Genomic DNA, 23,525 nt, shown 5'->3' with positions numbered 1-23,525 from the left:
GGGTTCACAGACGGGCGAGGAACGGATAGACGGCGAAGCCGAGCAGGACGAACACCAGCAGCGAGCCGGGGATGTCCAACTTGCTGGTGACCCCCTCGGCCCGGGCCAGGTTGTCGGTACGGATCTGGTCGCGCAGCGAGTCGGCACGGGACCGCAACGTCTCGTGCACCTGGGCGCCCTCGCTGCCGGAGGAGCGCATGATGGCGCCCACGTCGCCCAGCTCCGGGATGCCGATCCGCTCGGCCAGTTCCTGCAACTCGTCCCAGGGCGAGTGCATCTGGAGCTGGGCGAGCCGCAGCGCCTCCCGGATCCGGTCGAAGACCCAGCCGTCGCAGACCGCCGCCGCGCGCTCCAGCGACTGCACCGGGCCGTGCGCGGCGGACAGCTGCAACGCCACCAGGTCGAGGTAGGTGCAGACCGCCTGCCGGAACTCGTCCCGGGCGGCGTCGGCCTTGGCGAGGACCGCGCGGTGCGCGAGCAGCCCGGCGCCGAGCGCCAGGCCCAGGCTGGCCACCACCGGTACGGCCACCGGCAGCGCCACCCCGCCGACGAAGAGCACCGCCGAGGCGACCGCCGGGGTGGCGAACCCGATGAGCGCGGACAGCAGCACCGACAGCGCGTACTGCTCGGGGGTGCGGTCGAGCAGGGCGAGTTGCCGGTGCGGCGGGCGCAGCCAGCGGGCGAACCCGCCGAGCCAGTCCGGCCCGGCACCGACGGCCGGGGCCTGACCGGGCGGCTGGTGCAGCCGGCGCAGCGCCGGGCCGAGCGCCGGGGTGGCCGGCAGCGCCTCGCGGACGACCAGGAACAGCCCGAGCCCGACCGCGCACCCGCCGAGCACCCCGATCGCCATCTGCCAGTTGAGGATCATGCGATCGCCTCGTCCAGGTCGGGCGCCGGCAGGAACCGCGCCGGCCGGGGCGGCTGGCTCATCGAGCGCACCCAGACCAGCAGGCCGACGAACGCCGCACCGAGCACCGCCATCACGAGCTGACCCGTCACCGTCCCGTAGGGACGGATGTAGTCGCTGTTCACCAGCCCGTACGCGAGCGTCGCCAGCGTCATGCCGGTGAGGAAGCGGACCGCGAACCGGGGCTGGGTGCGCTTCGCCTCGACCTCGCGCCGGGTCGCCACCTCGGCCGAGGCGGCGCCGGCGATCGACCCGAGCACGTCGCCGAGGCGCTCGCCCCGGTCGGTGAGGTGCAGGATCAGCGCGGCCACCACCTGGTCGGCGACCGGATCGGCGATCTCGTCGGCGAAGGCGAGCAGCGCGGAGCGGGCCAGCCAGCCGGCCTGGAGGCGGGCGGCGAGTGTGCGTACCTCCTCCTGGATCTCCTCCGGCGCGGTGGCGATGGTGCCGATGATCGCCTGTTGGAGTCCCTGGCCGGTGGCCGAGATGTCCTTGAGCCGGCGGGTCCACTCGCCTACGGCTTCGACCCGGGCGATGGCCCGCTGCTCGGCCCGGCCGACCGCGAACAGCCACGGCACGCCCGGCACCGCGAGCACCACCAGCAGGCCGACCACCGGCAGCCCGGTGAGCAGGAACGCCGCCGCCCCGGCGACCACAGCGGCGCCGAGCAGGAGCTGGTAGCGGCGCTGGTCGGCGCGGCTCGCGCCGGAGCCGGTCCAGAGCCGGCTCAGGCCCGGCCCGGTACCGGGTGCCGGACCCGGTGGCCGCCGGGTGCCGACGAGCGCGACGACTGTCAGCACCAGCCCGGCCATGCACGCGGCGCCGGAGACCAGGGCGATCAGTTCGATCTGCGTCACGCCGGGCCTCCGTTCGGCCGCGCCCCGAGGCGGGTGTGCCGGGGACGCCGCCACGCGCCCATGCCTGCCTCGACGAACCGGGTGAGCAGGCGGGCGTCGTAGCCGACGCGCAGCAGTTGGTCGCGGATGCGTTCGGGCAGGTGACGGGGGACCGCCCGGCCGTCCGGGCCGGGGCCGAAGACGGTGGTCGTGGTGATCCGGTTGCCCTCGCCGACGCCGATGACCTCCTCGACGTGCGAGACGAACCGGTGCTTGCGCCCGCCGATCGCTGTCTCGTCCTCGACCGTCACGTAGACGATCAGGTCGAGCGCGTTGCCGGCCATCCGGCGGGCCTGGTCGACAGTCATCTCCCGGCCGTGCGACAGCGCCAGCTCGATGATGCGTTCGCTCACCCCCGAGGGGGTACGCGCGTGGATGGTGCACATCGACCCGCGGCTGGTGGTCATCGCCTGGAGCATCGGCACGATCTCACGGGACCGCACCTCGCCGACGATGATCCGCAGCACGCCCATGCGCAGCGACACCGGGATCAGGTCGGCGATGCTGACCTCACCCGCCGGCCGCCCGTCCGCGCCGCGCTCGCCGTGCCCCTCCCGGGACTCGAAGCTCATCACCGCCCGGTGCTTGTGCCCGCGCCGGGCCGGCAGCAGTTCCCGGCTCTCCTCCAGCAGCACGTACGGTTCGTCGGCCGGGATCTCGTCCATCAGCGCGCGGATGACTGTGGTCTTCCCGGCCCCGGCGAGCCCGGCGACCATGATGTTCAGCCCGGCCCGCATGGACGCGCGGAGGAAGTCGCGCAGCAGCGGGTCGATCATCTCGTCCAGGTCGGGCCGGCCGCCCGCGATGTCCTCCAGGCTCACTTCGAGCGTGTTGTGCTTGCGGATCACCGCGTACGGGCGGTGGCTGACCAGGAACACGGCGGCGAGCCGGCTGCCGTCGGGAAGTTGCAGGTCGAGCGTGGGCTTCGAGGTGGACAGCGACCGCTCGGTGGCACCCGCCCGGCGGGCCGCAGCCTGGAGGATCTCCACCAGTTCGTCGTCGGTCTCGGCGATCGGCTCGGCCCAGTCGACGCCGCCGCCGTGCCGGGTGATGCGCACCTGGTCGCAGCCGAGGATGTGCACCTCCTCGATGCTGTCGTCGACGAGCAGCGTCTGGAGCCGGCCCAGCCCGACGAGTTCGGCAGTCACCTGGTCGAGCAGCAGCCGCTCCTCGTCGGCGGCCATCGGGGTGCCGGCCCGGCGTACCGAGTCGGCGTACGCGGACACCACGGCTACCGCCAGCCGGGCGCGCTCGACCTCCTCGGCGTCGGCGTCGAACTCGCGTCCGCGCTGCCAGTGGGTGAGCCGCTCGCTCAGTTCCCGGCGCAGCTCGCGGACCACTGCGAAGTCGACCCGGGGGCGTGGCGGTGGCGCCGACGCGGCGGGCATCGGACCGGGTACGTGGTGCCGCCCGTTCGGCGGGGCCAGCGGCGGGACGGTGGAGACGACGCCCGGCTGCTGGACGCGCGGGTCGTGGGAGACCGGCTCAAACCGCACCGGACACCCCCGGCACGCTCGGCGCGGTCACCGCGCGCGGTGTGGTCGCCCCGGGCCAGGCCAGCCGGGCGCGCCGCCGGTCCAGCAGCGCCCGTACCGGCACCTCCAGGGCGCCGGCCGCGCGCATCAGCGGCCGGTTCGCCCGTACGGTGCCGCCGTGGGCGAGCACCTCGGCGGTACGCGGGTCGTGCGGCAGGCGGGCGATCACCGGCAGCCGGAGCGCCTTGCTGATCTCGCTGGTGCCGTGCCCGTCCCCGACGACGAGGAGCCGCAGCGTGCCGGGCGGTAGGCGGTGCTCGGTGAGGTCCCGTTCGATCGCGCGGGCGGTGGCCCTGGTGGCGGAGAGGTCGGGCAGGTGCGCGCGGGTGACGAGCAGCACCACGGCGGCGGCCCGCAGCAGCGGCCACGGTGGACCGCCCACCGCCAGCCGGCCACAGTCGACCAGCACGTCGTACGGCGGTTCGCCCCGCTCCAGTCCGGTGAAGTAGTCGGCGAAGCGCTGCCAGAGCGGGATCACGCTGCCGGCTTGGGCCGGGTCCACGACGCCAGGTAGCAGCAGCCGCTCGCGGCGGGGCGCGTCCAGGTCGACCAGCTGGGACCAGAATGCGTGCTCCAGGCTGCCGTCGCGCAGCTCGCCCACCGCCAGCTCACCGATGCCGCGCGGGCCGTCCAGCGCCCCGCCGAGGTAACCGGCGAGGATCGAGCCGCCTGCGGGGTCGCACTCGGCCAGCACGAGCCGCCGGTGCCAGCTCAGCGCGGCGGCGAGCGCGGCGGTGGTGACGCCCGGCGACCCCTTCGCCGAGACCAGGGCGATGATCGCCATCAGGCTGCCTCGGTGAGCACGAGCGCGATCCGGTCGTCGGCTGCGAGCGCCACGACAGCGGGCACGTCCCGTACGGCGAGCGCCAGGTAGACGACCACGTCGCCGTTCTGCGGCGTGGCTGTGTCGATCACGGTGCCCTCGAACCGGGTGCCGCCGCCACGGGACGCGTCGGCGCCGCCGCCGGTGGCGTTCGACGGCGTGCTGACCAGCAGCACCTTGTCGCCGGGGTGCAGCTTGCGGGCCGGCACCTGCTCGGGTTTCAGCCCCAGCGCGATCTGCTGCTGACCGGCGCCGAGCAGTGGGGCTTCGGTGAGCTGCGCCTCGGTGAGCAGCGTGCCCGGGGTGAGCCGGACGGCGGCCCGCAACCCCAGCACCTCGTCCATCCGGTCGGCGGGCACCGGCCGGAGTTCCCGGCCGCCGGAGACGCGTACCGGCACCAGGTCGTCGGCGCTGAGTTGCTGTCCCACGTCGACCGCCCGGGCCACGGCCAGGTACGTGCCGGTGGAGCGGACCGAGGTGACAGCGAACGCGGCGCCCAGACCGCCGAGGGCGATCAGCAGGACTGCCAGGCCGAGCAGGCCGGGTCGGACGCGTCGTTGCCGGACCACCTTCGGCGGTGCGACGGGTGCCTCCACCGGGGTTCCGTTGCGGGCTGCCACGACACTCATCGGGTCACCACCTGAAGCTCGTTGATCTGTACCGAGACGACGCCGCTGGACCGGCTCTGGGCGATCACGCCGCTCTCGCCGCCGCCGGACCACTCGACGGTCCAGAACGTCGTGGCGCTCACCTCGTAGGTGTCGGCCTCCGGATAGCCCTGGTCGAGGCCGCAGTCCGGGGAGGTGGAGCCGGCCCTCGGCCCGTTCGCCCGGTACGGCGTGCCCGGTCCGTCGCAGGTGACGTCGATGTCGTCGGACATGTGCCAGACGATCCGGTCCACCTTCGCGGTGATCTCCACGGTCAGCCCCCGGTCGGAGGCGGACGCGGACAGCGGCCCGAAGTACGCCTCGCCCGGGCTGGCCCACATCCAGACGGGCAGCCCGACCAGGCCGGGGCCCTGACTGCGCCGGGGTGCCACGGCGGCTCGGGGCGGGAGCAGCGAGATCGAGGCCAGCGCGCGGCGGGCCAGTTCCTCCGGGTCCGGCGGCGCGCCGTAGCCGGGCGGCGGGGCGTCCAGGAGTTCCTGGCGCATGCTGCCCGGGCTGGTGTCGCCGCCGTTGCAGGTCAGTTGGTACCACTGCTTGCCGGGAGGCGCTTCGTTCTGCGGCTCGGCGAGCTTGTAGTAGCAGCCGTCGGCGTTGTTGAACCAGCCGAGCGCCGCGTTGTAGCAGGGGATGGCCCGGCCGTTCCACTGGCACTTCGGGGTGCTGCCGCCGTTGCCGCCCCCGCCGCCGTTGTCTCCGCCGCCACCCGGCCCACCCGGTCCGCCGGGGATGCCGGGGTCGTCGTCCCAGACGTCGCAGTCGGTCTGTTCCGGCGGGCACGAGCCGCCCGGATCGGCGGCGCGGGCGGGTGCGCCGGTGAGCGTCAGCAGCGCGGCCAGGCCGGCGGCGAGCAGCAGCCGGCGGAGCGTCCCGGCCCGGGCCGGCCGGGCCGGGACACCCCTTCCTCCCCAGGTCAGCACGGCTGGTCCTGGTGCGCGGCGCCGCCGTTGACGCGCCACCGGCCGTCCGGGTACCGGACCGCAGTGGCGGTGGCCAGGTAGCGCCCGCCGCGCGTGCCGGGCACGGCCTTGCGGTCCTTGGCGTAGACGAGCCGGTAGCCGCTCGCGTCCAGGCAGTCCTGGATCTCGACGGTGGGCGGGCGCGCGGTCAGGTCGACCGACACGACCTCGGGGTCGGAGAGCAGTTTCCCGGTACGCATCGCGCCGTGCTCCTTCGCGTCGAGAATCGCCATTCGGACCCGAGTCAGCAGCGGATCAGCCAGAAAACGGGTCAGAGCGGGATGGGACGGATCGCTGCGCGCACTGGCCGCCCGGGACGCGTCGAGATAGCCGGAATAGGCGGCCAGAGCCGCTTTTCCGGCCGCGTCTTCCTCGGCGCTGGAATGGGCGGCGGGTGCGGCGGCGCGGCCGGTCAGCGGACCGGTCGCCGCCTCCGGCTCGGTGCCGCAGCCGGTCGAGCCGACCACCAGCACGAGGCTGAGCAGGAAGATTTCCCATCGGCGGGATTGCCGTGTGCGCAACGCCGATCCCTCCTCGGTGCCGGCCCGGGGCGATCACGCCGACCCGCTCCGGGCATGCGGAAGCGCGCCCGGAACTGTCACTCCGGGCCCCCGTCGCCACCACTTGTATTGACCTGTACTGATCGCTGCGGATTCTGGCCCTTGCTCCTCCGACGCCAATTGATCGGGGGTTGCGTCGTACCCAAGGGGCGAGCATAGGCTCACGTCCGCCGATGCAACAGAGGCAATTCACGTGAACACGGTGAGTGAAGACGGGAGGTGGTGGCCGGTGTGTGTCACCACGGTGACGAGCGGGCTTCGGCGGGGTTCCGGGCCGGCTGGTGTGTGCTCACCCGTACGCCCCGCGGCGGTGCCGACAGGCCGCCGGTATGGGTGGGGAGTGTGCCGCTCGTCCGATCCGTCCCGCCGGTTCGGCAGCGCCCACGCCGTGGCCCGTCCCGGCCTGTCGCGCGTCGCGCCGCACGCCGCCGCGGGCTTCCCCCGTCACATCCGCGCGATCGATAAATCACTCTGCGTGTCCCACGACGGAACGCACGGCGACCGGACGGGGGATCCGGCATGACGGCTGAACGGGTGCGGCGCACCGGACCGGTGGCCGATGCCCGCCGTCCGAGCGCCCGGCTGGCCGCCGCCCTGACTGTCGTACCCCTGCTCCGGCTGGCGGTGGCGCGCTACGCCGTACCGCCGGGGTGTCCGGACCGGACGGCGTGCGACGGCTGCGGCGCGTCGATCGGGCTGGACCGGCCGCTGCCGGCGCTCGGCCCCGCGGCCCGGTGCCCGGCCTGCCGGGCCCGGGTCGGCGCGGCACCCGCGGTGGTGGAGGTGGCGTTGCTGCTCGCGGTGGCCGTCCCGGTGTTCACCGGCGGCGCGCCCGCCGCCCGGCTGGCGCTGGCGTGGTGGCTGGTCTGGGCGGTGCCGATGACGATCGTGGACGCGATGGCGCACCGCCTGCCCGACCGGCTCACCTGGCCGGCCGCCGCCGGCGTGTGGGCGCTGCTCGGGGTGGCCGCGCTGACCGGCCCTGGCGTCGACCCGCTGGTACGCGCCGTCCTGGCCGCCCTGGCGCTCGGCGGCGGCTTCGCCGCGACCACGCTGCTGTTCGGGCGGCGCGGCTTCGGTCTCGGCGACGCCAAGCTGGCGCTCGGCGCGGGCGCGCTGCTCGGCTGGTACGGCTGGCCGGTGCTGGTGGCCGGGCTGGTGCTCGCGCTGCTCCTCGCCGGGTCGGCCGGGGTGGCGCTGCTCGCCGCCCGGCGGGTCCGCTGGTCCGGGCACCTGCCGTTTGGCCCGTTCCTGGTGCTCGGCACCGCCGCCACGCTGGTGCTCGTCATGGTGTGATCGGCCACCCGCAGGTGCGGGCGGGTTCGCCACGGGTATCGGAGTCCCAGCCACCTCCCAGCCGGGTCTGGTTCGGTGGCGGTCCAGGCTTCGGACTCGGGAGGGCACGTGCCGCACGGCGACGACGGTTGGCGGATCCGGCGCACGAGCGCGGACCTGGACCGGCTGGGCGAGACCGAGTCCGTCTTCGCGCTCGCCAACGGCTGGGTGGGCTGGCGCGGGACGCTCGACGAGGGCGAGCCCTGCGGCATGCCCGGCAGCTACCTCAACGGGTTCCACGAGCAGCACGACCTGACCTACCCGGAGAGCGGGTACGGGTTCCCGGAACGCAGCGACACCGTGATCAGCGCGCCGAACGCCGCCCTGATCCGGCTCTGGGTGGACGACGAGCCGCTGGACCTGGGCACCGGCACGATCCGGCGGCACCACCAGGAGCTGGACCTGCGCGCCGGGGTGCTCCGCCGGGAGACCGAGTGGGTCTCGCCGGGTGGCCGGGGTGTGCGGATCCGCAGCACCCGCCTGGTCTCGCTGATCCGCCGTCCGGTCGCCGCCGTCGACTGGTCTGTTGAGCCGCTGGACGAGCCGGTCCGGCTGCGGGTCGGCGCCGACCTGCTCGCCAACCAGCGGGTGCCGGAACGCGCCGACGACCCCCGGGCCGCCTCGGTGATCCACGACCCGCTCACCGGCGAGATCCGCCGCGACGACGGCCTCGACGGTGTGCTCGTGCACCGGACCGGGCGCAGCGGCCAGCGGGTCGCCGTCGCCGTCGCGCACCGGGTCGAGGCGTCCGACGAGATCGCCACCGACACCGAGCTGACCGCCGACCGGTTCCGGCTGGCGCTGTCCGGTCCGGTACGCCAGGGCGAGCGGATCCGGGTCACCCGGTTCGCCGCGTACGAGTGCGCGGACGTCGACGGCACCCCGGCCGGTGAGCTGGCCGGCCTGGTCGTCGCGGAGGCGGACACGGCCCGGGACGACGGGTTCGACGTCCTGCTCGCCGAGCAGCGCGCCGCGCTCGACGCGGCGTGGGCCACCGCCGACGTCGAGCTGGACGGCGACCCGGAGCTGCAACTCGCGGTCCGGTTCTCGGTGTTCCACCTGCTTCAGTCCGGCCGCGCCGACGGCGACCGGACCATCCCGGCGAAGGGGCTGACCGGAAACGGCTACGACGGCCACGTGCTCTGGGACACCGAGGGCTACGTGCTGCCGGTGCTGACGTACCTGGCGCCGGAACTGGCCCGCTCGGCGCTGCGCTGGCGGCACGCCCACCTGCCCGAGGCCCGCGACCGGGCGGCGGAGCTGCGCCTGACCGGTGCCACCTACCCGTGGCGGACGCTCAGCGGCCGGGAGTGCTCCGGCTACTGGCCGGCCGGCAGCGCGGGCCTGCACGTCAACGCCGACATCGCCGACGCGGTGCTGCGGTACGTGGCGGCCACCGGCGACACCGCGTTCCTCGCCGAGTGCGGCGCCGAGGTGCTGATCGAGACCGCCCGGCTGTGGCACGGCTACGGCCACTTCGACGACGGCGGCGCGTTCCACCTCACCGGCGTCACCGGCCCGGACGAGTACTCCGCGCTGGTCGACGACAACGTCTTCACCAACCTGATGGCCCGGCGCAACCTGCGCGGCGCCGCCGACGCCGCCGAGGGCTGCCCGGACGTGGCCGCGCGGCTGGGCGTCGACGCCGCCGAGGTGGCCGGCTGGCGGGCCGCCGCCGACGCCATGTTCGTCCCGTACGACGGCAAGCGCGGCGTGCACGAGCAGTCGGCCGGATTCACCGCGCAGCCGGAGTGGGACTTCGCCGGCACCGGCGAGGACGACTACCCGCTGCTGCTGCACTTCCCCTACCAGGAGCTGTACCGCAAGCAGGTGGTCAAGCAGGCCGACCTGGTGCTGGCCATGCTGCGCTGCCCGGGGGAGTTCACCGCCGAGGAGAAGACGCGCAACGTCGCCTACTACGAGGCGCGGACCGTCCGGGACTCGTCGCTGTCGGCGTCCGCGCAGGCGATCCTCGCCGCCGAGGTCGGGCACCTCGACCTGGCGTACGACCTGTTCGCCGAGACGGCGTTCCAGGACCTCGCCGACCTGGGCGACAAGACCGCCGACGGGCTGCACCTGGCGTCCCTGGCCGGCGCCTGGCTGGTGGTGGCGCAGGGCTTCGGCGGGCTGCGCGACGACCGGGGCGTGCTCGCGTTCGAGCCTCGGCTACCCCGGCCGATCACCCGGCTGGCGTTCCACCTGCGCCGGCACGGGCACCGGCTGCGGGTCACGCTCACGCCGCAGGAGGCCCGCTACGAGCTGCCGGACGCCGGGCCGGGCGACGCGGTGGAGCTGTGGCACCACGGCGAACAGTTCCGCGTCACCGGCGACGGGCCGGTCACCCGGCCGATGCCGCCGGTGCCCGATCCCGGCCCCGAGCCGCAGGCCCCGCCCGGCCGCCGTCCGGAACGGCGCGCTCAGGAGGCGGCCGGCGGCGACGACTGAGCCGGCAGGCCGGACATCCGGGCGACTACTTCCTCCAGCGCCTCGAACGCGTACGCCCAGTTGTGGCACTTGAAGCTGCGCAGCCCGGTGATCGGGGTGCGGCAGTCGGCACAGTGGACACCGGAGATCGCGTCCGGCACCTCGGTGTTCACGTACTTACGGTCGCCGAGGATCACTCGCGCGATCATCGTGTGGTCGTGTACGCCGTGCAGCGCGGACGCGACGATGTCGTACCAGGTGACCCGCCGCCCGCACTTCGGGCAGTCCGGTTCGTCGCCGCTGACCCACAGCGGTGCGCCGATCGTGCGCGCGGGCATGTTCAGCAGCTTCTCCAGCCGCCGCACGTCCGCCTCCGGGGTGGTCCACCGGTGCTGCCCTGGTAGTGACGCGGGCGAGTCGTAGACGGCGCGGAACACCGCCGGCTCGACCTCCACTGTCTCCCGTTCACCTGTCATCGGGTACCTCCTCGCGCCGGCGTGTCCCACCGTCGTACCAGGTGGCGGCCGGGATCGGCCGGATCGTCGACACGACGGGTCAGCGGTGTGTCGCGCAGAGTGCTAGACATCGAGGCGTGACGGAGGCTGAGAACCGACCCAATGTCGCCCGGATGTACGACTACTACCTGGGCGGCTGCCACAACTTCGCCGCCGACCGCGCTGCCGCCGAGGAGGTCCTGAAGATCTTCCCGGACACCGGCGTCGCCGCGCAGAGCAACCGCGCGTTCCTGCGCCGGGTCGTGCGCTGGGCGGCCGAGCAGGGCGTCCGCCAGTTCCTCGACATCGGCGCCGGCCTGCCGACCCAGGGCAACGTGCACGAGGTGGTCCGCGCGATCCGCCCCGACGCCCGGGTGGTCTACGTCGACCACGACGAGGTCGCCGTCGCGTACGCCCGGCGGTTGCTGCCCACCGACGGCCGCACCGTCGTGCTCCAGGGCGACCTGCGGCGTCCCGACGAGCTGCTGGCCGACCCGACGTTGCGGGCCACCATCGACCTGAGCGAGCCGGTCGCGGTGCTGCTGCTCGCGGTGCTGCACTTCGTGCCGGACGCCGACGCCCCGTACGCGGCGGTGGCGACGCTGCGCGACGCGACGGTCCCGGGCAGCGTGCTCGCGCTGTCCCACCTCACCCTGGACGGCCTGCCGACGTTGCCCACCGAGCAGGGCACCGCGATCTACCGCCGCAGCAGTTCCCCGCTGGTGCCCCGCACGCGCGACGAGGTGGCCCGGTTCCTCGACGGCTACGAGCTGGTCGATCCGGGCCTGGTCAAGGTGGCGGACTGGCGGCCCGACGGGGAGCCGCAGGCCGCGGTGTCGCACGGCTACGGCGGGGTGGGCGTGCGCCGCTGAGGCGGGAGTCAGTCCAGGCCGCCGTGCGCGGCCCAGAGCGCGGCGGCCCGGTCTGCCGCCGCCGCCACGAGCGCGGCCAGCTCCGGCCGGTCCGGCACCCGGAACGACACGTACGCGCCGCGTCCCCCAGCCGTGGGCCGGCCGTACGCCTTCGCGGCGAGCCGCCCGTCCGGCAGCAGCCTGATGTTGAGCGTGGTCAGCGTGAACTCCTCGCCGCGCCGGGTGTCGGTCCAGCGCAACTCCTCCGGCACTGTGACGTTGATGGCGAGGGCGCTGACGTCGGGGAAGGCGGCGCTGCTCATCGCCCGATCGTCGCACGATCGCCTGCTCAGCGGCGCAGCGTCGTTTCGCGGGTCATGTGGGACAGCTTCTCCGGGTTGCGCACCGCGTAGAGGCCGCTGATCAGGCCGTCGTCGAGGCGTACCGCGACGACGGTGTCCAGCTCGCCGTCGAGGCGTACCAGCAGCGCCGGGTAGCCGTTCACCTGCACCGGTTCCATCGACGCCACGGCCGCGACCCGGCGCCAGCCGCCCGCGAGCAGGCGGGCCACCTTGTCGCCGCCGGTGACCGGCCGGGCGATCGCCTGCTTGATCCCGCCACCGTCGCCCACCAGCACCGCGTCCGCGGCAAGGACGCGGAGCAGCCCGTCCAGGTCGCCGGTCTCGACCGCCCGCCGGAACGCGTCGAGCGCGTCGCGGGCCTCGGCCGCCGGGACGGTACGCCGGGGGCGGCGTGCCGCGACGTGGGCCCGCGCCCGGTGCGCGATCTGCCGCACCGCGACCGGGGTGCGCTCGACCGTCTCGGCGATCTCGTCGTAGCCGACGTCGAACACCTCCCGCAGTACGAACACGGCCCGCTCGGTCGGTGTGAGCGTCTCCAGCACCAGCAGCATCGCCATCGACACGCTCTCGGCAAGCGTCACGTCGTCTGCGACGTCGGGTGCGGTGAGCAGCGGTTCGGGCAGCCACGAGCCGACGTACGACTCCTTGCGCCGGCCCAGCGTACGCAGCCGGGACAGCGCCTGCCGGGTGGCGATCCGGACCAGGTAGGCGCGCCGGTCCCGGATCTCGTCGAGGTCGACGCCGGCCCACCGCAGCCAGGTCTCCTGCACCACGTCCTCCGCGTCGGCGGCCGAGCCGAGCATCTCGTACGCGACGGTGAAGAGCAGGTTCCGGTGCGCGAGGAAGTCCTCGGTGGCCGGGTCCGCCATGACTGACTCCTTCGCCGCTCGGTTGCGTTCCCCACCAGACGCCGCCCGCCGCCGCCGTGTGACATCGGGTCGCTGTGGCGGTCCTCACCCGGCGTCGCCGTCACGCCGGACGCGTCCCCGGCATCTCGTGGTCGTCAGACACTCACCCCAGCAGAGAGGGCGCCACCATGCAGACCCGATTCAACCTGTTCGAGAACCCGGTCTCGGCGACGTTCATGAAGCGCTTCGCCGGCGCGGGCCTGGTGATCCACCAGTCGTCGCTGCCCCGCACCGTCCAGGAGCTGGTGTCGTTGCGGGCCAGCCAGATCAACGGCTGCGGCTGGTGCATCGACATGCACACCAAGGAGGCGGTGGCGGGCGGCGAGAGCGCGGTCCGGCTGAACCTGGTCGCCGCCTGGCGTGAGTCGACGGTGTTCACCGAGGCCGAGTGCGCGGCGCTGGCGTTCGCCGAGGAGGGCACCCGGCTGGCCGACGCCCACCAGGGCGTGTCCGACGAGACGTGGGAGCAGGTGCGTAAGCACTACGACGACGACCAGATCGCCGCGCTGGTGTGTCTGCTCGGGCTGATCAACGCGGCGAACCGGTTCGCGGTGCTCGTGCACCAGCGCGGCGGCTCGTACGAGCCGGGCATGTTCGCGGCGGCGATGAGCTGAGCGCGGCCGTCAGCGCAGGTTCCAGAAGAACGACCGGACGTCGTCGGCGAACAGCTCCGGCACCTCCAGCGCGGCGAAGTGACCACCCCGGTCGAACTCGCTCCACTGCCGGATCGTGTACGTCAGTTCGGCGATCGGCCGGACGGACCGGGTGATGTCGTGCGCGAACACGGCGACCCCGAGCGGGGGCGGGCAGGGTGCGGGCGGGCCAGCGAACGCGCTCTCCCGCACCAGCCGCGCGGACGAGGCGGCAGTGCCGGTGAACCAGTGGACCGAGACGTCGGTGAGGACGCGGTCCACGCTGACCGTCGAGCGTGGATCGGTCCACTCGGTGAACTTCTCCGCGATCCAGGCGAGCTGCCCGACGGGTGAGTCGTTGAGTGCGTACGACACGGTCTGCGGCCGGCTGGCGTAGAGCACCTGGTGGGGGTGGCGCTGCGTCTTGAGCCGCATGATCCGGGCGAGCCGGTCGCGGTCCTCGCCGGACAGCGCGGCCTCCCCGGTCCAGCCCGGTGGCGGGGGCGTGGGCAGGTAGTTCAGGTGTACGCCGACGACGTGCTCCGGGTCGATGCCGCCGAGCCGGGTGGAGATGACCGAGCCCCAGTCGCCACCCTGTGCGCCGTACCGCCGGTAGCCGAGCCGGCGCATCAGCTCGGCCCATGCGCGGGCGACGCGGTCGACGTCCCAGCCGCGTTCCCGGGTCGGGCCGGAGAACCCGAATCCCGGGATCGACGGTACGACCAGGTGGAACTGTTCGGACAGCGGGCCGAGCACGTCGAGGAACTCCACGACCGAGCCGGGCCAGCCGTGGGTGAGGATCAGCGGCAACGCGTCCGGGTCGGCGGAGCGTACGTGCAGGAAGTGGATGTTCTGCCCGTCGATTGTGGTGGTGAACTGCGGGTACCGGTTCAGCTCGGCCTCGGCCTCCCGCCAGTCGTACGCGGTGCGCCAGTGTTCGGCCAGCTCGCGTACCCGGGTCAGCGGGATGCCGTAGTCCCACCCGGCGTCCGGTAGCTCGTCGGGCCAGCGGGTGCGGTCCAGTCGGTCGGCCAGGTCGTCGAGGTCGGCCTGGGGGACGTGGACGCGGAACGGTTCGATCACGGTAGCTCCAATCGTTGGTGCCACTAACGTTGGTGCGACAAACGATAACGCAGATCGTTGGGGACGCCAACGTTTTACGGTTAGGCTGGGCACGTGGAGAACCCGGAGCCGGACCTCGTACCGACCCGCCTGGCCGGCCTGCCGAGCTGGCTGATCACCCAGACCGCTGTACGTGCCGGCCGGCTGGTCGCTGACGGCCTCGCCGCTGTCGACGCGCGGGGTTACCACTTCCGACTGCTCGCCACGCTCGACGAGTTCGGGCCGGCCAGCCAGGCGGCGCTCGGACGGCGCAGCGGCATCCACGTCAGCGACGTGGTGGCCGCACTCAACGAACTCGCCGAGCGGGAGTTCGTCACCCGCAGCCCGGATCCCGCCGACCGGCGGCGCAACGTCGTCACCATCACCACGGCCGGGCGGCGGCAGTTGCGGCGGCTGGAGAAGCGACTCGCCGCCGTTCAGGACGAGCTGCTCGCGCCGCTGTCGCCGGACGAGCGTGCGGACCTGACCCGGCTGCTCGCGCGGGTGCTGGCCCACCACCCCCGCCCGTCCGCCTGACGGCTGCCCTCCGGCACCGTCCTCATTCACCGCCTATCATTATCGTTCTCGATAGTGATAACGTCTGCGGCGTGACGATGTCGATGGAGCGGTGGGCGGAGACCGCGCTGCACCCGGTGCGGATCCGCATCCTGCGCGCGGTCGCCGGTGCCCGGGTGACCACGCACGACCTGGTCGAGCTGCTGCCTGACGTCCCGCAGGCCACCCTCTACCGGCACCTGGCGACGCTCGTGAAGACCGGGATGCTCGACGTGGTGCAGGAACGCAAGGTCCGCGGCGCCGTCGAGCGGGTGTACGCGCTGCCCGCGCACGGCGCGGCGCTGGACCCGGCGGCCCTGGCGACGGCGACGCCGGAGGACCACGCGCGCTACTTCACCGCGTTCGTGTCGAGTCTGCTGTCGGAGTTCTCCCGCTACCTCGCCCGGGAGTCCGTCGACTTCGTCGCCGACGGCGTCGGATACCAGCAGCTCGTCCTGCACCTGACCGACGCCGAGCTGCACGAGTTCGCAGCCGGGCTCAACGCGCTGGTCGGCCCGTTGCTCGCCAGGGGCCCCGGCGACGGACGGATCCCCCGGCTGCTGGCGACCGTCCTGATGCCCGCCGAGCGTCCGGTGGCCCCCGGCGACACGCACACGTCAGCGCACGACTCCGACACGACGAAGGGCGACGACTGATGGCCTCGGTAACGCTTGACCGCGACGTGATCGACATCCGGTTCACCGGATGGGAACGGATGTGGGTCGGGCGGGAGCGGTTCACGCTGCGCCTGTCCGCCGTGCGGTACGCCGCCCCGGTGGACGAGCCGATCCGGCTGGCCCGTGGCGCCCGGCGCGGGTACACGGTGTCCGGCTTCGCCAAGGTCGGCGTCTGGGGCATCTTCGGCGGTCCCCGGCAGCTCGTGGCGGCCCGGCGCGGTCAGCCCGGTCTGCACCTGGTGCTGGACCGCGCGGCGGCCGGCGGGGAGTTCGACGAGGTCGTCGTCTCCGACCCGGCCGCATCGCACCTGGCCGAGACCATCGGGCGTGCGACGGGGAGCCGGCCATGACCGGTGACCGGCTGGCGATCGAGGCGTCGGGCCTGACCAAGCGCTACGGCGACGTCACCGCCGTAAGCGACCTGACGTTCACCGTGCGGCCCGGTGCGGTCACCGGCTTCCTCGGCCCGAACGGCGCCGGCAAGACCACCACGATGCGCATGCTGACCGGACTGGTGACGCCCACCAGCGGCGCCGCCACGATCGGCGGGCAGCCCTACGGCCGGCTGGCCCAGCCGTCACGGACCGTCGGCGCGGTGTTCGACGGCAATGCGTTCCACCCCGGCCACACCGCCCGTGACCATCTGGGTGTCTACGCCGCGATGGCCGGCTGCCCGGACAGCCGGGTCGCGGAACTGCTGGACCTGCTCGGCCTCGCCCAGGCCGCCGACCGTCGTACCCGAGGGTTCTCCACCGGCATGCGGCAGCGGCTCAGCCTCGCCACGGCGCTGCTCGGCGACCCCCGCGTCCTGCTGCTCGACGAGCCGTCGAACGGCCTGGACCCGGAAGGCATGTCGTGGCTGCGCGGACTGCTGCGCCGGCTCGCCGACGAGGGCCGCACCGTGCTGGTCTCCAGCCACGTCCTGCACGAGGTCCAGCAGGTGGTCGACGACGTGGTGGTGATCCGGCGCGGTGAACTCGTCGCCGCCGGGCCGTGGTCCCGGCTCACCGGCCCGCCGACGGTGCTCGTCACCTCGCCGGACGCGGAGGCCCTGGCCACCGCGCTGACGGCCGCCGCCGGGTCCGTCGAACCGGCCGGGCCCGGCCGGCTGCGGATACGCGGACTGGACGCGCCGCGCGTCGCCGACCTGGCCGCGGACCACCGGCTGCGGATCCACGAGCTGGTCACCGAGACCACAAGCCTCGAACAGCTCTTCCTCGACCTGACCACCGACCCGGCGGAGGCCCGATGAACCTGCTCAGAGCGGAACTACGCCGGGTGCTGGCGACCCGGATGTGGGGCGGGCTGCTGCTCACCGCCGTCGCGCTCGGCGGCGGCCTGGTCGGGCTGATGGCGCTCGTCGGACCGGAGAACTTCGACCCGCCGATGCCCGGACTGCACACCGAGGAGGGCCTGCGGTCCATCCTCGGCATCCTCGGCTTCACCGCCTTCGTGCCGGCCGCCGCCGGCGCCTTCGCTGCGACATCGGAGTACCGGCACGGCACCGCCGCCGTCACGTTCATGTTCGCGCCGCGCCGAGGGCGGGTGCTCGCCGCCAAACTCGTCACCCACGCGATCGTCGGCCTCGGCTACGGGATCGCCCTGGCCGGCTCCGCCGCGGTGGCCCTGTTCGCGGTCGCCGCCGCGCGTGGCGTGTCGCTGGGCCTGCCCGCTCCCACGGTGCTGGCGCTGCTCGCCCGCATCGGTGTCGCGATGGCTGTGTACCTGCTCGTCGGCACCGGCGTGGGTGCGCTGCTCCGCAACCAGGTCGTTGCCGTGTGCGTCGTGGTCGGCTACCTGTACCTGGCCGAGCCCGTACTGATGATGATCCCCGGCGTCAACGCGCTCTACCCGCTCCTGCCCGGCGGCGCCACCGCCGCGCTCACCGACTTCACCTACGTCGCCGACGCGATGTCCGCGCAGCTCGGCAGCGACGCCGTCGCGCTCCTGCCACCGGCGGCCGGCGCGTTGCTGTTGACCGGGTACGCGCTCGCCGCCGCCGCGCTCGCCGTTGTCGTCCCGATGCGCCGCGACATCACCTGAGCGTCGCCGCTTCGTCGCCGTCCGGCGTATCAGGGCTGGCGCCGGCCGAAGACGATTCGTACTCTGGTCATCCGACGTCCGGGGTCGACGGTGGGGGAGGGTCGACGCTGCATGGACCCGGTCCTCGCCGATCTGCCGACCGACCGCGTCGTCGCCCTGCCCGGCGCGGACGCCGACGCGGTCGCCATGACGATCGCCCACGGCCACGCGGAGCTGGCCGCCGTCGTGCACCGCCCGGTCTCGGCGTACACCATGCCCGCGGACTTCGTGCACGCCGTGCTGGACCGGCTCGAACGGGTCGCCGTCGAGCTGCTGCCGGCCTGGCTGCCCGAGGCCGCGCACGACGTCCGCCCGGACACCTCCGGACTCGCCGCCGTGCGGGCTGCGGCCGCCGCGCGCTCGCGCCGTGACCGCTACCCCGGTTCGTTCCTGTCCGACCTGGCCGTCTTCGCGGTGACCGGGCGACGGTCCGGCGCCACGACGCTCCCGCTGCGCGCCCGGGCCGCCTCCCTGGCGCGTCTCGTCGCCGACGCATTCGGCAGACGGAAGGTGGTGCTGCTCGCCGAGCCGGTCCACGGCGACGGCGCGGTGACGGCGGCCGGGGCCGCGTGGCTCGTGCAGCACGGTGGCCCGGCGGTCTGGCTGGCCGGAGCCGGTGCGGCCGGGCTGGACGGGCTTCCGGCTTTCCGCGTCGCACCGCCGGCCGCGCCCGTCGGCCAGGCACCGGTGGCAGGCCGGCCGCATCCGGGCAGCGACGCCGAGAAGCGCCTGGAGGCGGCGCTGGCCGCGCAGAGCTGGGCGGCCGGGCGGAGATGGAACCAGAACTACCAGTCGCACCGTCTTTCCGCGCCGGTACGCCTGGATCTAGTGTGGCCGGACGAGCGGTGCGTGGTGGAGATCGACGGCCCGGAGCACTGCCGCCCGGTCCGTTTCGAGGCCGACCGGCAACGTGACGTCCAGCTGCAACTGGACGGCTACGCCGTCCTGCGCTTCACCAACGCCCGAGTAATCCACGACGTCGGCGCCGTGGTCACGCAGATCGGCACCTATCTGCGGGCACGTCGCCGAGACCTGGCGGAAGGACGGCATCATGGCCGGCGATGACCTGACCGCATCCGAGAGCGCGATCCTCGTCGTGCTCATGGCCGAGGCGCGGGAGGTGCTGAACACCGAACTCCGTGACCGTTACGGACTGGACGTACGCAAGCCGCAGCGCGACAAGCTCACCCGCCTGCACTACGTCGCCAGCCGCAAGAGCGGCTCGACGTACGCTCTGCAACTGGACGACAAGGGCTGGGTACGGATGCAGAGCGACCTCGACTTCACGCTGCGGGGAGCGAGCGCGCTCGGCGCCGCGCTCACCGCGGTGCAGGCGCACCTGCGCGATCGTGTCCTGGCACGCAGCGGCTGTGCGACGCTCGCCGAACTCTTCGCGCTCACCGACGTGCGCGCGCCCGCCGCCGCGCCGGCCGGGTCGCTGGAGGCGCGTGTCGTCGCCGCGTACCGGGCGCTCGCCGACGAGCCCGGCGCCTGGGTGAGCCTGCGGCGCCTGCGACCGTTCTTCGCCGACGTGCCCCGCGACGACCTGGACGAGGCGCTGCGGCAGCTCAGCCGGTCCGAGGGCGTCACCATCGCGCCGGAGTCGAACCAGAAGACGCTCACCGAGGCGGACACCGCTGCCGCGCTCCGCCTCGGCGGGCAGGAGAACCACCTGCTGGCGATCGGCGTGTGATGAACGAGGCGGAACGGAACGCGTTGGCCGCCCTGCGGTTCGACTGGGCGCCGGTGCCCGACGACGTGTGGCGGCCGTTGCCCTTCCACGTCGACGGCTTGCACGTACCAGTCGTCCGGGACGTCCTCGCCGGGGTGGACGAGGCCGCGGCGAACCCGCACGGCAGCCCGCTCGGCCTGGTCGTCCAGGGTCAGCGCGGCTCCGGCAAGACCCACCTGCTGGGTGTGATCCGCCAGCAGGTGCAGGAGCGCGGCGGCTACTTCTTCCTGGTCGGTCTGCTCGACGCCGGCGGCTTCTGGGACGGCGTGCTCGCCGCGATGCTCGACGGCCTGTCCCGGCCGGTGCCCGGCAGCCGCGAGACGCAGCTCAAACTGCTGCTGCGGCGACTGTCCGCCCTGGTCGGGGCACCCCGGACGGCGCGCCGGGCCGTCATGGGCGACACCGAACTGACAAAGGCGGCGCTCGACGCCTTCCTGGACGGGCTCGGAGACTTCGACAGGCACGCGGCCCGCACCTGCCAGGAGACGGCGCGTGCGCTGGCGCTCAGCGCGTCCGAGGACATCTCCCACCGCGACATCGCGGAGAACTACTTCCTCTCCGGCGAGGAGGTGGCCGCCGGGGAACGCGCGGCCTGGGGCATGCGCCGCATTCCGCGCCCGGCCCAGCAGATCGTTCAGGACCTGTCCTGGCTGCTTGCCCTCACCGGCCCGTCGGTGGTGGCGATCGACCAGATCGATACGCTCATCGCCCAGCTGGCGATCCAGAGCGATCCCGCCCTGGCCGGTGCGGCTGCGATGAGCCCGGAGCAGGCGCTGATGCTGGCCCGGATGGCGGACGGCCTGATGGCGTTACGGCAGACGACCCGGCGCACGCTCACCGTCCTGGCCTGCATTCCGAACTCGTGGACCGTCATCAAGTCCACCGCCGCCGACACCGTCGCGGACCGGTTCCGGGAGACGCCGCCGCTGCGCCGCATCGACGACGCCGACGTGGCCCGGGCGATCATCGAGAAGCGGTTCACCCTCCGCTACCAGGAGGCGGGGTTCGTCCCGCCGTACCCGTCGTGGCCGGTGTCCCCGCGCGCCTTTGCCGAGGCCGGTGCGTTCACCCCGCGACAGCTGCTCATCGAGATCGACAAGCACATCCGGGAATGCCTCGCCGACGACCAGGTGCGGGAGATGACGAGCCTCGGCGAGCCGCCCATCGCGGAACCCCGGGCTCCCCGGCCCGCCCCGGTGGCCGCCACCGGCGAGGAGATGGACCGCTACGACGCCCGGTTCGCCGAGCTGCGGGAGGCCGCCGACGTCACCGGCCCGCTGCGCCGCGCATCCGAGGACGCGGCCATGCCGCCACTGCTCGCCGCCGGGCTCACCGCCTGGATCCTGGAGCGGGGCGACGCGGGCGAGGCGTTCAGCGTCGACCCGCCGCCGAGCACCGACCCGCCGCTGCACGCCCGGCTGCGGCTCACGCTCGACGAGCGCACCGAGGACCAGGTGCACTGGTGTTTCCGGGCGATCGGGGACGACCACCACGGCAACGCCGCGCTCGCCCGTCTCCGCAAGGCGTCAGTGGCCGCCGCCCTCGACACCGGATCGGGGCGACGGAAGCTGTTCCTGCTGCGCAACCGCGCCTGGTCGACCAGCGCGGCCACCAGCAAGGCGGTGGGGGCGTTCACCGCGGCGGGTGGCCAGACGCTCGGCGTCGACGAGGAGGACCTGCGAGTCCTCTCCGCGCTGCGGGTCATGCTCGCCGAGGCCACCATGGACCTGCAGGGCTGGCTGGCCGAGCGCCGGCCGACCCGGGAGCTGAAGTTCCTCCAGCACGCCCTGGCCGACGTGGACCGCTGGACCACCGACGCCGGACCGCCGCCGGAGCCCGCCGAGCCGTCGCCGGCCGCCGCCGCTGCCACCGGCCCGGCCGATCCCTCGTTCGTCGTCGGGCACGGGTACGACGACGGGACGCCCGTGCCGCTGGCGCTGGAGGCGTTGCGCAAGCACACCACGATCTTCGCCGGGTCCGGCTCCGGCAAGACCGTCCTCATCCGCCGCATCGTCGAGGAGTGCGCGCTGGCGGGCGTCTCGGCCATCGTGCTCGACCCGAACAACGACCTCGCCCGCCTCGGCGAGGGATGGCCCGAGCCGCCCGCGCAGTGGCGGCCGGATGACGCGGACCGGGCCCGGGACTACCTCGCGCACACCGACGTCGTCGTCTGGACGCCGCGCCGCAACTCGGGCCGCCCGCTGAGCTTCCAGCCGCTGCCCGACTTCACCGGCGTACGCGACGACCCGGACGAGTTCGCCGAGGCGGTCGAGGCTGCAGTCGCGTCGCTCGCGCCGCGCGCCCTGGTGACCGGCCGGGCCACCCGGGCGCATCTCGGGCTGGCCGTGCTGCGCAAGGCCGTCGAGCACTACGGCCGGCGCGGCGGCTCCCGGTTGCAGGGCCTCGTCGACACGCTCGCCGACCTGCCAGACGGGATCATCGACCTGGACGACGCCGACAAGATCGGCCTCAGCCTGGCGCAGACCCTCACCGCCGCCATGGTGAACGACCCGCTGTTCGGCGGCGAGGGCACGCCGATGGATCCCGGCGTGCTCCTCACACCGGCACCCGGCAAGCGGGCCCGTGTCTCCGTGGTCAGCCTGGTGGGCCTGCCGTCCGACGACGTACGGCAGAGTTTCGTCAACCAGCTCCAGATGGCCCTGTTCGCCTGGATCAAGAAGAACCCGGCCGGGGACCGGCCGCTGCTCGGGCTGCTCATCATGGACGAGGCGCAGACGTTCGCCCCGTCCGGCGCGATGACCGCGTGCACCCAGAGCACACTGGCGCTGGCCGCCCAGGCCCGCAAGTACGGCCTCGGTCTGATCTTCGCCACCCAGGCGCCGAAGGGGCTGCACAACCGCATCCCCGGCAATGCGGCGACCCAGCTCTACGGCCTGATGAACAGCCCGATCCAGATCGAGGCGGCCCGGGAGATGGCCCGCGCGAAGGGCGGCGACGTGCCGGACATCTCCCGCCTCACCGTCGGTGAGTTCTACCTCGCCGCCGAGGGCGCCGCGCCCCGCAAGATCCGCACCCCGCTGTCGCTCACCCACCATCCGCGCAGCCCGCTTACCGTCGAGGAGGTGCTGGACCGGGCGCGCGGCGGTCAGGGGCGCAGCACGTAGCGTCCGCGTACTCCGCCCTTGGCCGCCTCCCGGTGGGCGTCCGCCACCCGGTCCAGCGGCACCACCGCGTGCACCCGCGCGGGCAGCTCACCGGCGGCGGTGCGGGCGAGCAGGTCGGCCAGGCGTACCCCGTCGGCGTGCACCTCGACCGCGCGTACCGTGACGCCGCGCTCGGCCGCCGGGTGGGCGTTCGGCCGTACCCCGACGAACACGCCGCCGTCACCGACCAGCGCGAGCCCGCGGTCCTGGAGCACCGCGGCGTCGGCGACCGCGTCCCAGCCCGGCTCGGCGGCGGTGGTGAAGTCGGCGCCGAGCCCGCGCACGAACTCCTCGTCCTCGGCCCGCGCCAGGCCGGTCACCCGCCACCCCCGGTCCCGGGCGAGCGGCACGACGTAGCCGCCCACCGCGCCGGCCGCGCCGGTGACCAGCAGCCGGCCGCCGGCGGGCGGGTCGCCGAGCAGGTCGACGATCTGCGCCGCGGTCAGGCCGTTGAGCGGCACCGTCGCCGCCGCCACCAGATCCAGATCATCGGGTACGACCGCCAGGTCGGCCACAGGTACGACGAGCTGCTCGGCGTACGTGCCGAAGTCGCGGTCGAACCCGCCGACGAGCCCGGCGACCCGGGTGCCCACGGCGAGGTCGACGCCCGGCCCGGCGGCGGCGACGACACCGGCGAAGTCCCAGCCCAGGCCGGTGTGGTGCGGCTGCTTGATGAGCCCCAGCGAGTGGAAGAAGCCGCCGACGACGCCGAGGTCGGCCGGGTTGACCGGAGCCGCCGCGACGTCCACCCGGACCTCGCCGGGCCCCGGCTCGCGCTCCGGGACGTCGATGATCTCGATGGCGTCGGGTCCGCCCGGGGTGCGGACGACGGCAGTGCGGAAGGTACGCGTACCCATGATGGT

24 protein-coding genes are annotated in these 23,525 nt (G+C 73.8%); 12 read left to right on the top strand and 12 right to left on the bottom strand.

Annotation, left to right across the window (positions count from 1 at the left end):
- Positions 1 to 4 precede the first annotated feature (4 nt).
- Genes IRY44_RS22165 through IRY44_RS22135 form a run of 7 tightly spaced genes read right to left on the bottom strand, consistent with a single transcriptional unit; the run spans position 5 to position 6,306 of the window.
- Positions 5 to 868, bottom strand: a complete 864-nt coding sequence (locus tag IRY44_RS22165; protein ID WP_194802166.1) for a type II secretion system F family protein — start codon at positions 866 to 868, stop codon at positions 5 to 7.
- The gene (locus tag IRY44_RS22160; protein WP_370584987.1) at positions 865 to 1,818 is read right to left on the bottom strand and encodes a type II secretion system F family protein; all 954 of its coding nucleotides are present in this window, start codon (positions 1,816 to 1,818) and stop codon (positions 865 to 867) included. Before IRY44_RS22160 ends, IRY44_RS22165 begins: the two co-directional genes overlap by 4 nt.
- A complete protein-coding gene (locus tag IRY44_RS22155) occupies positions 1,761 to 3,299 on the bottom strand; it encodes a CpaF family protein (protein ID WP_194802164.1) in 1,539 nt (512 codons plus the stop codon). The genes IRY44_RS22160 and IRY44_RS22155 overlap by 58 nt, the downstream gene beginning before the upstream one ends.
- Positions 3,289 to 4,122, bottom strand: a complete 834-nt coding sequence (locus IRY44_RS22150) for a ParA family protein (RefSeq protein WP_194802163.1) — start codon at positions 4,120 to 4,122, stop codon at positions 3,289 to 3,291. Before IRY44_RS22150 ends, IRY44_RS22155 begins: the two co-directional genes overlap by 11 nt.
- A complete protein-coding gene (locus IRY44_RS22145; RefSeq protein ID WP_194802162.1) occupies positions 4,122 to 4,790 on the bottom strand; it encodes an SAF domain-containing protein in 669 nt (222 codons plus the stop codon). Before IRY44_RS22145 ends, IRY44_RS22150 begins: the two co-directional genes overlap by 1 nt.
- Complete coding sequence (locus IRY44_RS22140) at positions 4,787 to 5,746, bottom strand: hypothetical protein (RefSeq protein ID WP_194802161.1); 960 nt, start codon at positions 5,744 to 5,746, stop codon at positions 4,787 to 4,789. The genes IRY44_RS22145 and IRY44_RS22140 overlap by 4 nt, the downstream gene beginning before the upstream one ends.
- Positions 5,740 to 6,306 carry a hypothetical protein gene (locus tag IRY44_RS22135; protein ID WP_194802160.1) on the bottom strand — a complete coding sequence of 189 codons (567 nt, stop codon included), beginning with the start codon at positions 6,304 to 6,306 and terminating at the stop codon, positions 5,740 to 5,742. Before IRY44_RS22135 ends, IRY44_RS22140 begins: the two co-directional genes overlap by 7 nt.
- 558 nt (positions 6,307 to 6,864) lie before the next feature.
- On the opposite strand from IRY44_RS22135, the gene IRY44_RS22130 reads away from it, so the two are divergent.
- Together IRY44_RS22130 and IRY44_RS22125 are read left to right on the top strand one after the other, a co-directional pair.
- A complete protein-coding gene (locus tag IRY44_RS22130; protein WP_194802159.1) occupies positions 6,865 to 7,641 on the top strand; it encodes an A24 family peptidase in 777 nt (258 codons plus the stop codon).
- 108 nt (positions 7,642 to 7,749) lie between these two features.
- Positions 7,750 to 10,125, top strand: a complete 2,376-nt coding sequence (locus tag IRY44_RS22125) for a glycoside hydrolase family 65 protein (RefSeq protein ID WP_194802158.1) — start codon at positions 7,750 to 7,752, stop codon at positions 10,123 to 10,125.
- On the opposite strand, the gene IRY44_RS22120 is transcribed toward IRY44_RS22125, so the two are convergent.
- The gene (locus IRY44_RS22120; RefSeq protein WP_194802157.1) at positions 10,098 to 10,580 is read right to left on the bottom strand and encodes a hypothetical protein; all 483 of its coding nucleotides are present in this window, start codon (positions 10,578 to 10,580) and stop codon (positions 10,098 to 10,100) included. The two genes, IRY44_RS22125 and IRY44_RS22120, sit on opposite strands and share 28 nt — an antisense overlap.
- Positions 10,581 to 10,696: 116 nt before the next feature.
- Here IRY44_RS22120 and IRY44_RS22115 point away from each other — a divergent pair, with 116 nt between their 5' ends.
- Positions 10,697 to 11,470 (top strand): SAM-dependent methyltransferase, encoded by a 774-nt coding sequence (locus IRY44_RS22115; protein ID WP_194802156.1) that lies wholly within the window; start codon positions 10,697 to 10,699, stop codon positions 11,468 to 11,470.
- Between the two features lie 8 nt (positions 11,471 to 11,478).
- Here the strand turns inward: IRY44_RS22115 and IRY44_RS22110 are convergent, their stop codons facing one another.
- Together IRY44_RS22110 and IRY44_RS22105 are read right to left on the bottom strand one after the other, a co-directional pair.
- Complete coding sequence (locus IRY44_RS22110) at positions 11,479 to 11,772, bottom strand: hypothetical protein (RefSeq protein ID WP_194802155.1); 294 nt, start codon at positions 11,770 to 11,772, stop codon at positions 11,479 to 11,481.
- A 26-nt stretch (positions 11,773 to 11,798) separates the two neighbouring features.
- A complete protein-coding gene (locus IRY44_RS22105; RefSeq protein WP_194802154.1) occupies positions 11,799 to 12,680 on the bottom strand; it encodes an RNA polymerase sigma-70 factor in 882 nt (293 codons plus the stop codon).
- Between the two features lie 167 nt (positions 12,681 to 12,847).
- Here IRY44_RS22105 and IRY44_RS22100 point away from each other — a divergent pair, with 167 nt between their 5' ends.
- Positions 12,848 to 13,333, top strand: coding sequence for a carboxymuconolactone decarboxylase family protein (locus IRY44_RS22100; RefSeq protein ID WP_194802153.1), 486 nt, complete (start codon positions 12,848 to 12,850; stop codon positions 13,331 to 13,333).
- A 9-nt stretch (positions 13,334 to 13,342) separates the two neighbouring features.
- On the opposite strand, the gene IRY44_RS22095 is transcribed toward IRY44_RS22100, so the two are convergent.
- A complete protein-coding gene (locus IRY44_RS22095) occupies positions 13,343 to 14,434 on the bottom strand; it encodes an epoxide hydrolase family protein (RefSeq protein ID WP_194802152.1) in 1,092 nt (363 codons plus the stop codon).
- A gap of 93 nt (positions 14,435 to 14,527) precedes the next feature.
- Here IRY44_RS22095 and IRY44_RS22090 point away from each other — a divergent pair, with 93 nt between their 5' ends.
- The 8 genes from IRY44_RS22090 (at position 14,528) to IRY44_RS22055 (ending at position 22,623) form a co-directional block, all read left to right on the top strand.
- A complete protein-coding gene (locus IRY44_RS22090) occupies positions 14,528 to 14,989 on the top strand; it encodes a MarR family winged helix-turn-helix transcriptional regulator (RefSeq protein WP_194802151.1) in 462 nt (153 codons plus the stop codon).
- A gap of 77 nt (positions 14,990 to 15,066) precedes the next feature.
- Positions 15,067 to 15,663, top strand: a complete 597-nt coding sequence (locus IRY44_RS22085; protein WP_194802211.1) for a helix-turn-helix domain-containing protein — start codon at positions 15,067 to 15,069, stop codon at positions 15,661 to 15,663.
- The gene (locus IRY44_RS22080; RefSeq protein ID WP_194802150.1) at positions 15,663 to 16,034 is read left to right on the top strand and encodes a hypothetical protein; all 372 of its coding nucleotides are present in this window, start codon (positions 15,663 to 15,665) and stop codon (positions 16,032 to 16,034) included. Before IRY44_RS22085 ends, IRY44_RS22080 begins: the two co-directional genes overlap by 1 nt.
- Positions 16,031 to 16,936, top strand: a complete 906-nt coding sequence (locus tag IRY44_RS22075) for an ABC transporter ATP-binding protein (protein ID WP_194802149.1) — start codon at positions 16,031 to 16,033, stop codon at positions 16,934 to 16,936. Before IRY44_RS22080 ends, IRY44_RS22075 begins: the two co-directional genes overlap by 4 nt.
- Positions 16,933 to 17,727 carry an ABC transporter permease gene (locus tag IRY44_RS22070; protein ID WP_194802148.1) on the top strand — a complete coding sequence of 265 codons (795 nt, stop codon included), beginning with the start codon at positions 16,933 to 16,935 and terminating at the stop codon, positions 17,725 to 17,727. The genes IRY44_RS22075 and IRY44_RS22070 overlap by 4 nt, the downstream gene beginning before the upstream one ends.
- A 111-nt stretch (positions 17,728 to 17,838) precedes the next feature.
- Positions 17,839 to 18,831, top strand: a complete 993-nt coding sequence (locus IRY44_RS22065) for an endonuclease domain-containing protein (RefSeq protein WP_194802147.1) — start codon at positions 17,839 to 17,841, stop codon at positions 18,829 to 18,831.
- Positions 18,818 to 19,459, top strand: a complete 642-nt coding sequence (locus tag IRY44_RS22060; RefSeq protein WP_194802146.1) for a hypothetical protein — start codon at positions 18,818 to 18,820, stop codon at positions 19,457 to 19,459. The genes IRY44_RS22065 and IRY44_RS22060 overlap by 14 nt, the downstream gene beginning before the upstream one ends.
- Positions 19,459 to 22,623: an ATP-binding protein gene (locus tag IRY44_RS22055; RefSeq protein ID WP_194802145.1), complete on the top strand. Its 3,165-nt coding sequence runs from the start codon at positions 19,459 to 19,461 to the stop codon at positions 22,621 to 22,623. Before IRY44_RS22060 ends, IRY44_RS22055 begins: the two co-directional genes overlap by 1 nt.
- Here the strand turns inward: IRY44_RS22055 and IRY44_RS22050 are convergent.
- Entirely contained in the window at positions 22,605 to 23,519 is a 915-nt protein-coding gene (locus IRY44_RS22050; protein WP_194802144.1) for an NADP-dependent oxidoreductase, read from the bottom strand. The genes IRY44_RS22055 and IRY44_RS22050 overlap by 19 nt on opposite strands.
- Positions 23,520 to 23,525 lie beyond the last annotated feature (6 nt).

Origin of the sequence: Micromonospora sp. ANENR4, assembly GCF_015354395.1 — a bacterium.
In the GTDB taxonomy this organism is placed as follows: domain Bacteria; phylum Actinomycetota; class Actinomycetes; order Mycobacteriales; family Micromonosporaceae; genus Micromonospora; species Micromonospora aurantiaca.
This window is presented reverse-complemented; position numbering and strand designations above follow the sequence as displayed.

Bases quoted from the DNA above. Each gene is read 5' to 3' on its own strand.
- IRY44_RS22110 (WP_194802155.1), bottom strand. From the start codon at position 11,772: ATGAGCAGCGCCGCCTTCCCCGACGTCAGCGCCCTCGCCATCAACGTC.
- IRY44_RS22120 (WP_194802157.1), bottom strand. From the start codon at position 10,580: ATGACAGGTGAACGGGAGACAGTGGAGGTCGAGCCGGCGGTGTTCCGC.
- IRY44_RS22105 (WP_194802154.1), bottom strand. From the start codon at position 12,680: ATGGCGGACCCGGCCACCGAGGACTTCCTCGCGCACCGGAACCTGCTC.
- IRY44_RS22055 (WP_194802145.1), top strand. From the start codon at position 19,459: ATGAACGAGGCGGAACGGAACGCGTTGGCCGCCCTGCGGTTCGACTGG.
- IRY44_RS22085 (WP_194802211.1), top strand. From the start codon at position 15,067: ATGTCGATGGAGCGGTGGGCGGAGACCGCGCTGCACCCGGTGCGGATC.
- IRY44_RS22060 (WP_194802146.1), top strand. From the start codon at position 18,818: ATGGCCGGCGATGACCTGACCGCATCCGAGAGCGCGATCCTCGTCGTG.
- IRY44_RS22145 (WP_194802162.1), bottom strand. From the start codon at position 4,790: ATGAGTGTCGTGGCAGCCCGCAACGGAACCCCGGTGGAGGCACCCGTC.
- IRY44_RS22070 (WP_194802148.1), top strand. From the start codon at position 16,933: ATGAACCTGCTCAGAGCGGAACTACGCCGGGTGCTGGCGACCCGGATG.
- IRY44_RS22080 (WP_194802150.1), top strand. From the start codon at position 15,663: ATGGCCTCGGTAACGCTTGACCGCGACGTGATCGACATCCGGTTCACC.
- IRY44_RS22050 (WP_194802144.1), bottom strand. From the start codon at position 23,519: ATGGGTACGCGTACCTTCCGCACTGCCGTCGTCCGCACCCCGGGCGGA.
- IRY44_RS22075 (WP_194802149.1), top strand. From the start codon at position 16,031: ATGACCGGTGACCGGCTGGCGATCGAGGCGTCGGGCCTGACCAAGCGC.
- IRY44_RS22065 (WP_194802147.1), top strand. From the start codon at position 17,839: ATGGACCCGGTCCTCGCCGATCTGCCGACCGACCGCGTCGTCGCCCTG.
- IRY44_RS22150 (WP_194802163.1), bottom strand. From the start codon at position 4,122: ATGGCGATCATCGCCCTGGTCTCGGCGAAGGGGTCGCCGGGCGTCACC.
- IRY44_RS22165 (WP_194802166.1), bottom strand. From the start codon at position 868: ATGATCCTCAACTGGCAGATGGCGATCGGGGTGCTCGGCGGGTGCGCG.
- IRY44_RS22100 (WP_194802153.1), top strand. From the start codon at position 12,848: ATGCAGACCCGATTCAACCTGTTCGAGAACCCGGTCTCGGCGACGTTC.
- IRY44_RS22130 (WP_194802159.1), top strand. From the start codon at position 6,865: ATGACGGCTGAACGGGTGCGGCGCACCGGACCGGTGGCCGATGCCCGC.